Source organism: Klebsiella sp. 54 (assembly GCF_018223875.1).
In the GTDB taxonomy this organism is placed as follows: domain Bacteria; phylum Pseudomonadota; class Gammaproteobacteria; order Enterobacterales; family Enterobacteriaceae; genus Klebsiella; species Klebsiella quasipneumoniae.
Genome location: NZ_JAGRRA010000002.1, coordinates 1549479 through 1565748, shown reverse-complemented (window position 1 = coordinate 1565748; position 16270 = coordinate 1549479). Strand labels below are relative to the sequence as shown.

13 protein-coding genes are annotated in these 16270 nt (G+C 55.8%); 11 read left to right on the top strand and 2 right to left on the bottom strand.

Features of this window, described 5'->3' with window-relative positions:
- Positions 1 to 99 precede the first annotated feature (99 nt).
- Entirely contained in the window at positions 100 to 1053 is a 954-nt protein-coding gene (locus KHQ24_RS09215) for a substrate-binding domain-containing protein (RefSeq protein ID WP_049138059.1), read from the top strand.
- 1 nt (position 1054) lies between these two features.
- Here KHQ24_RS09215 and KHQ24_RS09210 read toward each other — a convergent pair whose 3' ends face one another.
- Positions 1055 to 1927: a PfkB family carbohydrate kinase gene (locus KHQ24_RS09210; protein ID WP_211777238.1), complete on the bottom strand. Its 873-nt coding sequence runs from the start codon at positions 1925 to 1927 to the stop codon at positions 1055 to 1057.
- A 26-nt stretch (positions 1928 to 1953) separates the two neighbouring features.
- On the opposite strand from KHQ24_RS09210, the gene KHQ24_RS09205 reads away from it, so the two are divergent.
- The 6 genes from KHQ24_RS09205 to KHQ24_RS09180 all read left to right on the top strand — a co-directional run bounded on the left by KHQ24_RS09205 (position 1954) and on the right by KHQ24_RS09180 (position 8897).
- Positions 1954 to 2799: a BtpA/SgcQ family protein gene (locus tag KHQ24_RS09205; protein ID WP_032740651.1), complete on the top strand. Its 846-nt coding sequence runs from the start codon at positions 1954 to 1956 to the stop codon at positions 2797 to 2799.
- A complete protein-coding gene (locus KHQ24_RS09200) occupies positions 2799 to 3443 on the top strand; it encodes a TenA family protein (RefSeq protein WP_064150037.1) in 645 nt (214 codons plus the stop codon). Before KHQ24_RS09205 ends, KHQ24_RS09200 begins: the two co-directional genes overlap by 1 nt.
- 377 nt (positions 3444 to 3820) lie before the next feature.
- Complete coding sequence (locus KHQ24_RS09195; protein WP_008804870.1) at positions 3821 to 5431, top strand: ABC transporter substrate-binding protein; 1611 nt, start codon at positions 3821 to 3823, stop codon at positions 5429 to 5431.
- Positions 5409 to 6371 carry an ABC transporter permease gene (locus tag KHQ24_RS09190; protein WP_008804871.1) on the top strand — a complete coding sequence of 321 codons (963 nt, stop codon included), beginning with the start codon at positions 5409 to 5411 and terminating at the stop codon, positions 6369 to 6371. The genes KHQ24_RS09195 and KHQ24_RS09190 overlap by 23 nt, the downstream gene beginning before the upstream one ends.
- Entirely contained in the window at positions 6364 to 7227 is an 864-nt protein-coding gene (locus KHQ24_RS09185; protein ID WP_012968221.1) for an ABC transporter permease, read from the top strand. Before KHQ24_RS09190 ends, KHQ24_RS09185 begins: the two co-directional genes overlap by 8 nt.
- Positions 7224 to 8897, top strand: a complete 1674-nt coding sequence (locus tag KHQ24_RS09180; protein ID WP_012968222.1) for a dipeptide ABC transporter ATP-binding protein — start codon at positions 7224 to 7226, stop codon at positions 8895 to 8897. Before KHQ24_RS09185 ends, KHQ24_RS09180 begins: the two co-directional genes overlap by 4 nt.
- Positions 8898 to 9110: 213 nt before the next feature.
- On the opposite strand, the gene KHQ24_RS09175 is transcribed toward KHQ24_RS09180, so the two are convergent.
- Complete coding sequence (locus KHQ24_RS09175; protein ID WP_211777237.1) at positions 9111 to 9887, bottom strand: MipA/OmpV family protein; 777 nt, start codon at positions 9885 to 9887, stop codon at positions 9111 to 9113.
- A gap of 124 nt (positions 9888 to 10011) precedes the next feature.
- On the opposite strand from KHQ24_RS09175, the gene KHQ24_RS09170 reads away from it, so the two are divergent.
- The 4 genes from KHQ24_RS09170 to KHQ24_RS09155 all read left to right on the top strand — a co-directional run bounded on the left by KHQ24_RS09170 (position 10012) and on the right by KHQ24_RS09155 (position 16198).
- Entirely contained in the window at positions 10012 to 10707 is a 696-nt protein-coding gene (locus KHQ24_RS09170) for a response regulator (protein ID WP_004205879.1), read from the top strand.
- Entirely contained in the window at positions 10704 to 11900 is a 1197-nt protein-coding gene (locus KHQ24_RS09165; RefSeq protein WP_211777236.1) for a sensor histidine kinase, read from the top strand. The genes KHQ24_RS09170 and KHQ24_RS09165 overlap by 4 nt, the downstream gene beginning before the upstream one ends.
- Positions 11901 to 11978: 78 nt before the next feature.
- Entirely contained in the window at positions 11979 to 13127 is a 1149-nt protein-coding gene (locus KHQ24_RS09160; RefSeq protein ID WP_043519563.1) for an efflux RND transporter periplasmic adaptor subunit, read from the top strand.
- Positions 13124 to 16198 (top strand): efflux RND transporter permease subunit, encoded by a 3075-nt coding sequence (locus KHQ24_RS09155; RefSeq protein WP_211777235.1) that lies wholly within the window; start codon positions 13124 to 13126, stop codon positions 16196 to 16198. Before KHQ24_RS09160 ends, KHQ24_RS09155 begins: the two co-directional genes overlap by 4 nt.
- The last annotated feature ends 72 nt before the right edge of the window (positions 16199 to 16270 follow it).

The window sequence follows — 16270 nt, the reverse complement described above, 5'->3', positions numbered from 1 at the left end:
CGATATAGACGATATTTGCCCGCCAAAAAAATAATCCTTCTGCGTTCGCATGCGGCGCGGAACTCTGCTGGCTATCAACTATTCCCGACGAGGATACTGATGATGTTATTTCACACTGGAAAACTGCGTTTCCTTGCTGTCGCCACGACCATGCTGGCATCAATGAGTTTTATTTCTGCCGCCAGCGCTGCCGGTCCGACTTATGCGCTGGTACAAATCAACCAACAGGCGCTGTTCTTTAATCTGATGAATAAAGGCGCACAGGATGCGGCCAAAGCCAGTGGCAAGGATTTAGTTATTTTTAACTCTAACGATAATCCCGTGGCGCAAAACGACGCGATAGAAAACTATATTCAGCAAGGCGTTAAAGGCATTCTGGTTGCTGCTATCGACGTTAACGGGATCATGCCAGCGGTTAAAGAAGCCGCCGCCGCAAACATTCCGGTGATTGCGATTGATGCCGTATTACCGGCCGGGCCACAGGCAGCTCAGGTCGGCGTTGATAATATTGAAGGCGGCAGAATTATTGGTCAATACTTCGTAGACTACGTGCAGAAAGAGATGGGCGGCCAGGCGCGACTGGGTATTGTCGGTGCGCTGAATTCGGCCATTCAGAACCAGCGGCAGAAAGGGTTCGAAGATACGCTGAAAAGCAATCCGAAGATTACTATCGCTAACGTGGTCGACGGGCAGAATGTGCAGGATAAAGCGATGACCGCGGCGGAAAACCTGATCACCGGTAATCCGGATCTGACAGCGATTTATGCCACCGGCGAACCCGCGCTGCTCGGCGCTATCGCCGCCGTGGAAAACCAGGGGCGGCAGAAGGATATTAAAGTCTTTGGCTGGGATCTGACGGCGAAGGCGATTTCCGGTATTGACGGCGGCTACGTCACCGCCGTACTGCAGCAGGACCCGGAAAAGATGGGCGCAGAAGCCCTGAATGCGCTGAACAGCATCACGTCGGGTAAAACCGTGCCGAAAACCATTCTGGTTCCGGCGACGGTGGTAACCAAAGCGAACGTCGATTCATACCGTCCACTGTTTAAGTAGGTCAGCGCGCGCCGCCCGTGGTTAACAGGGCGGCGAGCTCATGGCTGCCGGGAAACGCGCTGAGCGTTCCCCGGCGGCTAACGGTAATGGCGGCAGCGCGACTGGCGTGCGCCAGCGCCAGCGCATCCGGCGCGACGCCGCGCAGCAGGGCGGAAGCCAACATGACGGCGAGGAACGTGTCGCCCGCGCCGGTAGTATCAAGCGCCTCGGCGGGCACGGCGGGACAAAACTGACGCTGGCCCTCCTGGACCAGCCAGGCGCCTGCGGCACCCTGGGTAATCACTAAGGTTTTCACCCCGTATGGCTGGAGCAGCTCGGCCTCGGATTCATTGACCACAGCGATGTCGATGAGTGGCCACAGATGGCAAAAGTCAGGATTGACAGGTGAGGGGTTGAATACCGTCGTCATGCCGCGGCTTCTGGCGTACTGGAACAGCGCCCGCGTTTTATCGAGGGAGAAATTGCCCTGCTGTAGCAGAATATCGCCAGCGACGGCATCCGCCATATGCGGAATAATTTCATCCAGGCTGAATGTATCGGCCGCCGCCGTAGTGGTAATGATGGCGTTGTCGCCATCAGCGCTATTTAAAATAATCGAGGTATCGCTATGTTGATTGAAATGGCCGACGGGTAGTAGCGTCAGTGGTTCATTTCTTATCTGCTGGCGGATCCACGCGCCGTTGCTGTCATTTCCCGTGGCGGCAATTAAACGCGTCTCTATTCCGCAGCGGGATAATATAATCGCCTGGTTCGCGCCTTTACCGCCGATATCCTGCGACACTTTAACGCCGTGAATGGAGGCTCCTTTTTTCGGTATATCCGGAATGGACCAGGTTTCATCTACGGTAATATTACCAGTAACGTAAACACGCATAGTGTTCCCTTAACAGGATGGATAAGATGGTTGCTATCTCAGCAGAAAAAACGAATGCAATACAAGCTATTTTTTCACGAAGCAAGGCTGTTATTGGTGTTATTCATTGCGACCCATTTCCTGGCTCGCCAAAATATCGAGGAAAATCAGTCTCGGATATTGTTGAACGTGCGCTTCGTGATGCTGAAAATTATATTTCAGGCGGTGTTCATGGTCTGATTATTGAAAACCATGGCGATATTCCTTTCTCTAAACCTGAGGATATCGGCCATGAAACCTCAGCGCTGATGGCGGTCATTACCGAGAAAGTTCGTGAACGTTTTGCTGTGCCGCTGGGCATTAACGTTCTGGCTAACGCGGCGATCCCGGCAATGGCGATCGCCCTGGCGGGAGGCGCCGATTTCGTCCGCGTCAACCAGTGGGCCAACGCCTATATCGCCAACGAAGGATTTATAGAAGGGGCGGCCGCTAAGGCGCTGCGCTACCGCAGTATGCTGCGCGCTGAACATATTCGCGTTTTTGCCGATAGCCACGTTAAGCACGGTAGCCATGCCATTGTCGCCGATCGTTCGATTCAGGAACTGACGCGCGATGTCGATTTCTTCGAGGCTGACGCGGTGATCGCCACCGGCCAGCGTACGGGCGATAGCGCCACGATGGCGGAAATTGACGAGATCCGCGCGGCGACGGAACTACCGCTCCTGGTGGGCTCCGGGGTGACACCGGCTAACGTGATGCAGATCCTCGGGCGGACTCAGGGGGTCATTGTGGCCAGTACAATGAAGGTCGATGGCGTCTGGTGGAACGATGTTGAGCTGGCCCGGGTGAAACATTTTATGTCGGTCGCGCAGGCCGCGCTGGAGGAAGCTTAATGGAAGCGTTTAGCGAACGCCTGCTGCGCGAACATCAACCGGCGTGGCAGGCGATGCAGCAGCACCCGTTTGTGACTGATATCGAACAGGATCGTCTGCCGACAGTCGTCTTCAACCGCTATCTGGTGTTTGAGGGCAACTTTGTCGCGACGGCGATCGCGATTTTTGCCCTCGGGGTCAGCAAAGCGCCGGGTATTCAACAGCAGCGCTGGCTGATTGGCGTGCTGAATGCCCTGGTTGATATACAGATCGCGTGGTTTGAACAGGTGTTGTCAGCGCGGCAGATCGATCCCGCTGAGTACCCGGATGATTTGCCCGGGGTACGGCGCTTTCGCGACTGTATGCTGCGGACCGCCCACGAGGGCAGCTATGAGCAGATTGTGACCCTGATGTTCGGTGCGGAGTGGATGTACTATTTCTGGTGCCGACGGGCGAGCGAACATTATCAGAGCGATGCTGATTTACGACGCTGGGTGGAAATGCACGCGGAGGACGAATTTTATCAGCAGGCTCTCTGGCTAAAAAACGAACTCGACCGCTGCGCCATGGCGCTGAGTGAAGACGAAAAGCAGGCGTTATCGGCGCTTTACGGCGAGGTGCTGCAGTGGGAAATTGATTTCCATCACGCGGCGTACGAGGAGTAGCCGCGAGGTGGATCACAGGGGGCGCCGGACGCGGCGTCTCCTGAATACGGGTTATATCTCGACGTTCTGCGTCTTGTTGGCGAAACTTACCATTACCGTTAATGCCGATTCTTATTTCACATTTTTATCTTAATAAAGTCGGAGGGTTAATTTAGCTGTCTTCTGACTCTTTTGAGAGAAATTATAGAGGGCGAGCATTTATGTTATTTTATTCGGGCCTGTAGCTCGGGGCTCTCTTTTTTCTTTTCTTCCCACCTGAAGAAAAAGCTATTTTCAGAAATAGATATAAATTATCCATCGTTACTCGACGGCGGCTCTCCCCCTACAATGGACTTTAATTGCCAGATATTTAACAAAAACCAGGCCAAGGAAAAGGGATGAAACGAAGCATTTATTCACAGAACAGTTTATTGCGCATCAGTCTGCTTTCCGCGCTAACGCTTACTGCCAGCTTCACCACTCACGCACAGGATAAACCTGTCGCGGGGGGTGTGCTGACGGTCGCTCTGGGCAGCGATACCCCGATTATTGACCCCTCTATTACCGCTTATTCCGTCACCGCTCTGGTTACGCGTAACGTGGTGGATTCTTTGGTCGGCCAGGCGGAAGATAACAGCTTTACACCATGGCTGGCGGAACGCTGGGAAATTAAAAACAATAACCGCGAATACACCTTCCATCTTCGCAAGGATGTGACTTTTAGTGATGGCACGAAACTGGATGCTGCGGCGGTAAAATATAACTTTGAACGCATACTCGATCCGAAAACCACCTCCAGTTACTCCAAATCGTTGTTGGGGCCGATTGACGCGATCACTACGCCAGATGAGTACACCGTGGTGATCCGCTATAAAACGCCTTTCGCACCGCTGCTGCAGGGGCTGAGCTTGCCGTATCTCGGTATTCAGTCACCGGCTTATCTGCAGAAAACGGCGAATACCAGCAATACCGTGGTCGGTTCCGGTCCCTTTATCCTCGAATCGTTTGTCAAAGGCAGCGGGAGTAAACTCAGCAAGCGCGCCGATTACAACTGGGGTCCGGGCTATGCCACCCATAAAGGCCCGGCATGGCTGGATAAGATCGAATTTAAGTACCTGCCGGAGTCAGCGGTACGTCTTGGCGCGCTGAATAGCGGGCAGGTACAGGTGATCGATGCCATTCCGCCGGTGAATTATGCGCAGGTAAAAAATAACCCGAAGCTGGATGTGATCACCAGGGAAAACCCCGGCGTTCCGCGCGTCCTTTATTTGAATAGCGACACAGGGATCTTCAGCGACCTGAAAGTGCGGCAGGCCTTCCAGAGCGCCATCGATCGCACTACTGCCGTTAAAGCCGCGTTCTTTGGCATCCTGAAACCTGCCGACAATATTCTTGGACCCGCTACGCTGGATTACGATCCGGCCATTGCCAGCCAGTGGGGGTTTGATCTGCAAAAAGCCCGCCGTCTTCTGGATGAAGCCGGCTGGCAGCAAACCGATAGCGAAGGCTACCGGGTCAAGGAGGGTAAACGCCTTACTGTGCAATTTACCTATTCTTCAAACGATGTCGAAGCCGCTGACGTGACGCTGTTCCAGGCAATTCAATACCAGGTAAAACAAGCCGGTTTTGAACTGAAACTCGATCCGGTGGATTCAGGCATTCTCAGCAGCCGCACGGCGGCTAACCAGTACGACATTATCTCGAACTATTTTGTTCGCCCGGAGCCGGACATCCTGCGTACCGTTTTCCATTCCAATTATATTCCGCCGAAGGGGAACAACTTCAGCCGCGTTAAAGCGCTGGATAGCCAACTGGAAACCGCTGTCGGTGCCAGCGAAGCCGAGCGTAAACGCATCTACTATGCCATCCAGCACCAGATTATCGATCAGGCCTGGGCGGTGCCAATTTACATCCCGGCATATCAGTTAGGGAAAGCCAAACAGGTGCAGGGCATTAGCTGGGCCACGAACGCGAAGCCGAATTTCTATGATGTCTGGATCCAACGCTAAGCTGCTGGCAGCAGGCAAGCGCCTGCTGACCATTTTCGCCGTGCTGTGGGGTGCGGCAACGCTGACCTTTGTTGCGGTAAAACTGATCCCCGGCGATCCTGTGGCAATTCTGATAGGCAGCGCCAACAGCGTTGTGGATGATAGTTTTCGCGAGACACTGACCCGCCAGTTCGGCCTGGATAAGCCACTGTGGTGGCAATATTTGCGCTACTGTGGCGAGGCGCTGACGGGCAACCTTGGCGTGAGTTATCAGTATCGCCAGCCTGTTGTGCAGGTGATTAGCGCAGCGTTGAAAGAGACGGTGCCGCTGGCCGTCAGCGCCCTGGCGCTGGCACTGGTACTGGCGGTATTTAACGCATTACTGACAGCCGGACGTCATCCGCGTCTGCGGTCTCTGCTTGCCGGGTTGGAGCTGATGCTGCTTAGCACACCGGTGTACTGGATCGGCATCGTGTTGTTGAGCATTTTCAGTTTCAAACTGCAATGGTTTCCGGTGACCGGTAACGATGGCTGGATCGCCCTTGTGCTGCCGGTGGTGACGCTCAGCCTGCCGCTGGCTGCGACACTCAGCCAGGTGCTGCGTGATGGGCTGGAGGAGGCGCTTTCGCAGCCGTTCGCCATGACCGTGCGTACGCGAGGGGTGAGTGAAACTGCGCTGCGCTTACGGCATGCGTTGCGCCATGCCTCGCTGGCGGTGTCGACGCTGACGGGGACGCTGCTGGCCAGCGTATTAGGCGGCTCAATTCTGACCGAAACAGTATTTGGTCGGGCGGGGCTGGGGCAAATCACTCTCGGTGCGATTGAGAACCGAGACATGCCCCTGGTGCTGGGGGTGGTGATGTTCTCCGCGCTGTTGTTTGTGGTGATTAACCTGCTGATTGATACCCTTTATTTACTGATCGATCCCCGTCTACGTCTGCGAGGGCATGCTGATGAGTGATCTTTTACTGCGGGTGGCCCGCCGCGACGGGGGGCGCTATCGTAACCCGTGGCTGGCGCCGGGTACCAGCATTCCGTTGTTACTGGTGCTACTGCTCGTGGTGGCGGTGTTTTTTCCATCGCTATTCACGCCGTACACCCCCGAACAGATGGATTTCAGCGCGATTTTGCAGCCGCCGGACCTCAGACACTGGTTCGGTACTGACCAGTTGGGGCGTGATGTGTTTACCCGCGTGGTGTATGGCACCTCGCTGTCGCTGAGCATTGGGGTCGGCGCGACCCTGATTGCCAGCGCGGGCGGTATTGTGCTGGGGACACTGGCAGGTCTTGCGCCCAGGGCGGTACGGCAGTTACTCGTACGGCTACTGGACATTATGCTGGCGTTCCCCGATTTGCTGTTGGCGCTGCTGGCTATCACGGTGTTGGGGCGTGGGCCAGAGAATACCCTGCTGGCGGTCGGACTGGCCGGCATTGCTGGCTATGCCAGGCTGGTGCGCGCGCAAGTGTTGCAGGTCAGGTTATCGGGGTATGTGCAGCATGCGGTGGCGTTGGGAGAGCCGCCAATGGTGATTATTTTGCGCCATATTGTGCCCAATACGCTGCGCCCGCTGCTGGTACTGGCAACGGTGGGGATAGGGTATTCCATATTATCCGCCTCGGCCCTCAGTTTCCTTGGACTTGGGGTGACTCCGCCGACGGCGGAGTGGGGCGCATTGCTCTCTGAGGGACGTAATTTTCTCGATAGCGCCCCATGGGTCAGCCTGCTGCCCGCCAGCGTTGTCGCGCTGTCGGTGATTGCCATTACGCTGCTGGGCCGACGTGTTCAAACCCTTATTGCCAAAGGCGGGATCGCATGACTTCAGAGACCTTCCAGCAACCGCTGTTACAGGTGGCGCAACTGAGCGTCAGCTTCCCCTCGCCGCAGGGGCTGATTGAGGCGGTTAACGCCTTATCGTTTGACGTGCATGCCGGTGAAGTCCTGGCTTTGGTAGGCGAGTCCGGTTCGGGTAAATCCGTCACGGCCCGGACGCTAGTCGGGCTGGCGGGGGCAGGGGCGGCTGTTCGCGCCGAGTCCCTGATATTGCATGGGCACGATGGCCTGTCGCAGAATTTACTGGCGTGCGATGCCCGCCGTTGGCAGCAACTACGCGGGCGCGAAATTGGTTTTGTTTTGCAGGATGCACTGACCTCGCTTGACCCGCTGCGCCGGATTGGTCAGGAAGTCGCGGAGCCGTTGTTGACGCACCGCCTGGAACGGGGGGCGGCAGTTCGCGAACGCGTGGCGGAGCTGTTAACGCAAACCGGCATCCCCGATCCGCATAACCGGATGGCGCAGTACGCACATGAACTCTCCGGTGGCTTGCGCCAACGAGCGCTCATCGCGTCGGCGCTGGCGGCGGGGCCGCGATTACTCATTGCCGATGAACCTACTACCGCGCTGGACGCCACCGTACAAAAACAAGTTTTGAATGTATTCAGGGCCCTGGCGGATGCCGGGCATGGCGTGCTGCTGATCACCCATGATTTATCGGTGGTGGCGGATATTGCCGACCGTGTGGTGGTGATGCGGCAGGGCAAAGCAGTGGAGAGCGGCAAGGTGCGACAGGTGCTGCATGCGCCGCAACACCCTTATACCCGCCGTCTGCTGGCGGCCATTCCCTCTGCCGGTACGCGTGGGACGTGGTTAACAGGAAACGATCCGCTGGGTCAAACGGTAGTGCGGGAGAACATCAGTACTGACAGCACCACACCCGTGCTGGCTGCCGATAACGTATCACTGGCGTATGTTCTGCCGGATGGCCGTCGCTTGCAGGCCGTCAATCAGGTGACGTTAGAGGTCGCGCAGGGCGAAACGCTGGGCATTGTGGGCGAATCCGGTAGCGGGAAGACCACGCTAGGCAAACTGGCGCTGGCGCTGCAGGCACCGCAACAGGGCGAGATCCTTCTCGCTGGGCAACCATGGAGCAGGCTGACAGAACGTCAGCGGCAGCCGTTGCGGTCGCGTATCCAGACGATTGTGCAGGATCCGCTGGGTTCATTTAATCCGCAATATAACGTGGCGCAATTGCTGCAACAGCCTCTGCGCCTGCATACGACGCTCACAGCCGCGGACCGGTTGTCACGTGCGCAGGCGTTGCTGGCGCTGGTTGGTTTAAGTCCTGATCTGCTGACGCGACGTCCGGCCACGCTTTCCGGTGGGCAGCGGCAACGTATCGCCATCGCCCAGGCCCTGGCCTGCGAGCCGGATATTCTGATTTGCGACGAGCCGGTGTCGGCGCTGGATGTCACCACCCAGGCGCAAGTGTTGGATTTGCTGGTAGCGCTGCAACGCCGTTTGCATCTGTCAATGCTGTTTATCTCTCATGATCTGGGCGTGGTGCAGCATATGAGTCATCGTATTGCGGTGATGAAAGACGGCGAGGTAGTCGAAAGCGGCAGTGTGGATCAAATTTTTCGGGCGCCACGCCACCCGTGGACTCGACAATTGTTATCAGCTGTTGGGCAGACGCCGTTGCGATATAACTGAGCAGTAAACGTCAAACCAAAAAACTCCGCCGCATGAGCCGTCATCAGAATCTATCGATGCTGAATCTACGAGTAACTTATCCAGGAGAAAACCTAACAACTTAGCCACCACAATATGAGTGCGCATAATGTATATTATGTTAAATAGAATATCAGGACGCGTAACCCAACCATATTGACCTTTCCCGGCAAAACGCACGCCATACTTTCCGACCTAAAATGTCCATGTGACAGCTGCTGTCAGTGCCGCCTCGTTACGTCGTAACACGATCGGGCTTTCATTAGCATGCTCCCCAAGCCAGGTATAGTCAGCACTCAAAACCGTGCCCCAGTGGGCATCAAACTGGTGGCTCCAGACCAGACTGTTGTCTATGCCATAAAATCCCCCCGGTGCTGAATAGCGGCTATAAGCTGAGCGCTGGCTCTGCTGCAAATTCACGCCATACCAGGTATTCAGGTAACGCTTGTCGCCAAACAGGGCCGCCGTTTGAAAGGCGAACGTGTCCTGGCCAGTTTGTACGGGAATCAACGTGAAGGATGCCTGGTAGCTTACCCCCTGGCTGTCCGTTAAAGGCAGCGTCGCTTTACCTTCAACACTGAGCCAGGAAAAAGCCTGCCAGCCGACGGCAAGAGCTGTATTCAGGGAAACATCAATATCTCCCATCCCTTTCAAATTATTTGCCCCTGCCCGCCAGCTGGCGTTTTTATCCGTCCTTCCCAGATCGTATCCCAGCGTATGTTCGAAGTACCAGCCGCTGGCGTTCTGCAGGTCATACCCTACCCCTTTCTGCGAATCAATAAAGAAAGCGCCGTTACGACCCTGCAATACAGGAACCACCTGCCATACCTGCTTGTCTGAACCTGAATATCGCGGAGCGTAGCGCCCCCCCAGCCCGATAGTGAAAGAGCCGTCATCATTTGCCTGTACACAGGATGTGATGGCCGTCAAAAGCGGTACGGTCATAAACAGGGCTTTTTTTATCGCTATCATACTGTTCTCCTCACGGATGCTGGTTTCTCCTGAGGCAGGAGCTGCCACAAAATGTTGGCGCAGTATGCTTTGGCAAAATCAATGAATCGTCGGGATAGTGTTAAGAATCGGTCAAGGTGAACGGATGTTGTCCAGAAGAGTGCTGATTATTGAAGATGACGCCGATGCGGCTGGCGTGCTCGAAGCCTATTTACGCCGTGAAAATTACGATGTCGTCATTACCGGAGATGGACTTTCCGGGCTGGATATGGCGCACCGGTGGAAACCCGATCTGATCCTGCTGGATGTGATGCTTCCGGGGCTTAACGGCACCGAAGTCCTGGCTGGCCTGCGTCGCAAAAATGATGTTCCGGTGATCATGGTCACCGCCATGGGCGATACTCCCGATCGTATTGGCGCCTTGCGCTATGGCGCCGATGATTATATTGTTAAACCTTACCATCCGGGAGAAGTTGTTGCTCGGGTACAGGCGGTACTGCGCCGTAGCAATAAAAAAGAAACAAAGGAAGAGATCCTTCGCTGGCAATCACTTGAAGTGGATGTCACGGCCATCGTGGCGAGTATTGTCGACGGGAACAACACACCGCGGACGTTAGACCTCACCCCAACCGAATTTTCGCTACTGACTACGCTTATGCGCTCTCCTTCACGACCTTTTTCCCGCCAGCATTTACTGGAGCACTGTTTGCCGGAAAGTGAAGCCCTGGAGCGCGTGGTGGATACCCATATTTATAACCTGCGTAAAAAACTCGAGGCGGCGGGTATTTCCGGCGTGCTGGTTAACGTTCGCGGCGTAGGCTACCGGTTCAGACAACCATGACAAAAAATCGCTACTCCTCCCTGTGGCGCTGGATTTGCGCACGTATATTAGCGCTGGCCATCGGAACCGTAATTGTCATTGCGACCTGTATGTGGCTACGTTATGCGGTGCAGAATTACTGGAACCTGGGCAGAATGCCGGTATCGGTCCGGCAAGAGTTTCTTGCGCTCAGCCAGAACCCGCAGGCCAACCCGGCGCGCTTCCATCAAATCGTCGATACCTGGTGGGGGTTGAGTTATTCAACCCCATCCATCGCCTCGGCGGACTGGGTCACCGTGGCGTTACTGGTCCTGGTCATGATCCCTTTTATTGTGGTGATGGGATTGAGATATGCCAGGCCACTGGCGCTGCAGTTCAGCCGGCTGCGTGATGCGGCAAAGGACGTCGCCGAAGGACAATTTGGCCGCCAGGCAGAGCTCATCAGGAATGCGCCGGCTGAAATGGTCAGCTTTGCGAGTGACTTTAATACCATGACGGTAAAACTGGCCCGCTATGAAAAAGAGTTACGTACCTCTCATGTGGCCATGGCGCATGAGCTTCGCTCCCCCCTGACTGCCGCTATCGGACGTTTACAGGGCATGCTGGATGGCGTGTTTGATGCCAGCCCGGAGCAACTGGCCATGGTAATGAAACAGCTTCAGCACCTGAATCGCCTGACCGATGAACTTCATCTGCTCTCGCTGTCTGATGCCGGGAATCTGGTTCTGGAAAATGAACCCTTTTATCTGGATGAGCTGCTTAAGGAACGGGCAACATGGATCATGCCCCAGGCTGATGCACATCGTTTTACCATCAGACTTCATCATTCTCAGGCGTGTCCCTTCAAAGGCGATACGTTCCGTATGGGCCAGGTGTTTACTATCCTTATGGAAAATGCCCTCCGTTACGGGCGTGATGGCGGCCATCTTGATGTCACGCTGCACTACGCCAATGGGCAATATTACCTCGAATTTCGCGATGACGGCCCGGGGGTATCCTCCCAGTTCCTGCCGGAAATGTTCAACCGTTTTAGCCGGGAGGAGCAGTCGCGTGCCCGCCACTCCGGCGGCAGCGGTCTCGGTTTGTCGATTGCTCGCGCGATTTGTCAGGCCCATGGTGGCAGTATCAGCGCGTCGTTACCTGAAACCGGCGGACTCGCAGTCACAATTTTGTTACCCTCAACGTCGTCTAAGATGGAAAATAGCCGCTCTTGATAATACCTTGACAAAACGTCGAATCTTTCTCGACTAAGCGCGCATTTAATAACGCCGTAACCTATATGGAGCGGCGTTATGTCAGATGAATTTTTACTCTCCCTCCGCCACAGTCTGCACCATTTGTACGACGTGGCGCGCACCCTTTCCTGGCTGCACTTTCTTCCCCTGACCATTCTTTCGGTGGTGATTTTTCTGCTGCCCGGATGCGGGGACAACCATGGTAATAAGACTGTTCCTGTTCGAACGGTACGCTACGTTGTCGTTGGCTCAGCGCAAACCCTTCCCGCCCTTGAAAGAACCGGAGAGATCCATGCGCACGATGAAACGATTCTTAGCTTTCGCACCGGCGGCCGGATAGTGACGCGTAGCGTCGATATTGGCGACCGGGTGAATGCAGGGCAACTGCTGGCCACGCTTGAAAATACAACCAGTCAGAATCAGCTCGATGGCGCACAGGCTGACTATGAAGGAGCCAAAGCCTCTGCTCAGGTTGCTGCACTTAACGTCAGCCGAATGCAAAAGCTTATGCCAACTGGCGCGATTGCCCGCACGCAGCTCGATAACGCCCGCGCGGACTGGCTTGTCGCCCGCGCGCGTTTAAAAAACAGCGAGTCCGCGTTACGTAATGCCCGGGAAAATCTTGGCTGGACGCGTCTGATTGCGCCGCAAAGCGGCATGATCACCGAAGTAAGCGCCTCTGCGGGTCAGGTTGTCAGTGGGGGGCAGTCGGTGTTGACGCTAGCGACCGGCGAAGCCCGCGATGTGGTGTTTGATATCGCGAAACCCGATGCGATCCCGCCACAGGAACAGGCTGGCTTGCGAGTGTCCCTCCTCAGCGACCCGTCGGTGCAAGCGTCCGCCGCGCTAAGAGATATCAGCCCGCAGGCCGATCCTCAGACCCGCACATGGCGCGTCAGGGCTACTCTGCAAAACCCGCCGCTGGCAATGGCGTTGGGCGCCAGCGTCACCGTCACGTTACCCGCAACCGGCCCGCATGGATACGCCCTTCCCGCTTCAGCGCTGAGCCGCGTCGGCGACAAACCGGCAGTTTATGTAATTAATCCGCAGTCGCAGGCACAGCTTCGCGTGGTGGTGCCAGCATACTATACCGCCACCTCGGTCATTATCTCCGGCGGCCTTGAACCAGGCGACCGGGTAATTACCGCCGGCGTGAGTAAATTACGCTCCGGCGAGCCGGTGATTGCCGGGGAGTGCGAATCATGAAACCAGTATTGAATGAGAAAGTTAACCTCTCCGCCTGGGCGCTAAATAATCAACAGATGGTCAGTTTTTTCATGCTACTGATCATTGCTATGGGCGCGTTCTGTTATGAGAAGCTGCCACGTAATGAAGATCCGGCGTTTACGATTAAAACGGCTGTCGTTTCCGCGCAATGGCCCGGGGCATCCGTAACGGATACCACCCGACTGCTGACCGATACGCTGGAAAAAAAGCTGCAGGAAACCCCCTGGCTTGATTATCTCGAAAGTGAATCCCGTGCCGGGAGAACCGTTATTTATGTCAATCTTCGTGACGATACCCCGCCGGAAAAGGTGCCGGATATCTGGTATCAGGTACGCAAGAAAATGCAGGACATTGCCCCGTCGTTGCCAGAAGGCGTTCAGGGCCCCGCCGTCGACGACGAGTTTGATGACACGTTCGGTACGATTTATGGCTTTATACCTGAGGGCTATACCCTGCGGGAGGTCCGGGACCAAGTTGAGACCATTCGGCGGGAACTCATGTCGTTACCGGATATCGGAAAAACCACTCTGCTGGGTGAGCAGCAGGAACAGATAGTCCTCTCTTTTTCTCCAGCGCGTCTGGCAGGTATGGGGCTGAACATCCAGCAGATAGCGGATGCCCTCAGAGCACAAAATGCGGTTGTCCCGGCAGGTATAATCCGCACCGGACAGGAAAATATGGCGATAAAGGTCAGCGGGGAGCTGACATCTGAAGCGAGCTTACGTGCCGTCACGCTGCATATTAACAATCGTTACCTTCCTCTGACGGATATTGCCACCGTTAGCCGGGAAAACGGCGAGCCTCCCCAACCGGTTTATCGGGTCAACGGCAAACCCGCCATCGGGCTGGCTATCTCGATGGCGCCGACGGGTAATATGCTGCGTTTCGGCGCCGCACTGAATGCAAAAATGCATGCCATCAGCGTCACGCTGCCGCACGGTATTGAGATGGTCAAGGTTGCCGATCAATCAGCGGTGGTCAGCGACGCCGTGAGCGGGTTTATCCGGGTGCTTATCGAAGCCATGGCGATCGTCCTGGCCGTTTCGTTTGTCTCACTGGGTTTACGAGCTGGACTGGTCGTGGCTGCGGCCATCCCCCTGGTTCTGGCCATGACCTTTACGGGAATGATGCTGGCAGGAATAGGTCTGCAGCGTATTTCTCTCGGCGCATTGATTATCGCGCTGGGCCTGCTGGTCGATGACGCCATGATCACCGTGGAAACCATGGTCTCTGGTCTGGAAGCCGGGGATTCCCGCCGGCAGGCGGCTACCCGGGCTTTTAAAACGACCGCATTTCCGATGCTGACGGGCACCCTTGTGATGATTGCCGGGTTTATTCCCGTGGGATTTGCTGCGTCCAGCGCTGGTGAATATTGCTTTTCCCTGTTTGCCGTGGTGCTCATCGCCCTGCTGTGCTCATGGGTTGTCGCGATCCTGTTTTCACCGTTAACCGGCACGTGGCTGTTATCTGACAACATCAGACAGAGGGCGAAAGGTCCTGGATGGATGGCCCGCGGATACCAGTGGCTACTGCGCAAGGCGTTGCGTCACCGCTTCGCCACCGTGTGTATTGCCCTCATTGTGCTTGGTCTGTCCGTATACGGAACAACCTTTATGCAGGGGGAGTTTTTCCCCGCCTCCGACAGGCCAGAATTGCTGGTAAGCCTGACGCTACCGGCAAATGCCTCGCAGTCGGAAACGCAAAATAGGGTTGAAAAGCTGGAGATGGCCCTGGCAGGCAACCGCAACGTTGAGCGCTTTTCGACATACGTTGGGTCGGGAGCGATCCGTTTTTACCTGCCTATGGATGTGCTTCTGGCAAATGAAAATATCGCCCAGATGGTGGTGGTGGCTAAAGATCTTAAAGCGCGGGATCGTCTTCATCGACAGTTAAACAGGATACTGGCTACGCGCTTTAGCGACATCATCACGCGCGTATCGCCCCTGGAACTTGGGCCCCCGGTCGGGTGGCCAGTCAAATACCGGGTGAGTGGGCCTGACTATCTGAAGGTCAGGTCGATCGCGAATCGCCTGAGTGATGTCATTGGTCGGTCTCCCTCTTCCCGCGAGGTTAATCAGACGGCAGGCGAGCCGGAGAGAGTCATGACCCTCAAGGTCAATCAGACCGCCGCCCGGGCTGCGGGTGTGTCGTCAGAAAGTCTGGCCCGGATGCTCAATACCGTCTGGTCCGGCAGTATAGTCACGTCGGTTCGCGAAAATGACCGCCTTGTCGATGTAGTGCTCCGGGCCAGGGACAATGAGCGTCTTAACCTCGCCACCTTCTCTTCGCTGACTATTCAGGGGAATGACGGTAAACAAATCCCCCTCAGCGCCTTTGCCACACCAGTCTGGGGCGTGGATGATCCGGTGATCTGGCGTCGACAGCGTTTGCCTTTCATCACCGTGCAAACTGACCTCGCACCGGGACTTCGCGCCGAAGCAGTATCCGCAGCGTTGCGACCAGCGGTAGACAGGTTGCGCGCGGAACTGCCTGAAGGCTACAGCATTGAAGAAGGAGGCGCGGTTGCTGAATCGGAAAAAGGTAATAGTTCGGTCTATGCGGTTCTGCCGGTGACACTGGTCATCATGCTCTTGCTGTTGATGCTCCAGTTGCGCAACTATTCCCGTATGGCGTTGGCTATACTGATGGCCCCGTTTGGTTTACCGGGTATCGTACTGGCTATGTTACCTGGCGGAACACCGATGGGATTTGTCGCTCTGCTTGGCGTGATTGCGCTCGCTGGCATGATCATTCGTAACGCCGTCATACTAATTAGCGAGGTTGACAGCAATCTTGCTCAGGGGATGGCAAGCGATGCCGCCATTATTGCGGCCGCAGAGCATCGTGCGCGCCCCATCTGCCTGACTGCCTGTGCCGCCATTCTGGGGATGATCCCCATCTCCCATCAGGTATTCTGGGGACCGATGGCCTATGCGATTATTGGGGGGCTACTGATTGCCACGCTGGTTACACTGACCGTTTTACCTGCATCGTTAAGCCTTTTGTTACACCTGAGAATGACGTCCTCAGGCGAGACTTGTGAAAAATGAGTGGCGTGCCGTCGTATCCTCGTCTCAGGGGGGCTGCCAGGTTATTCGCTGCAAGTCAAAGAACTTGCTCAC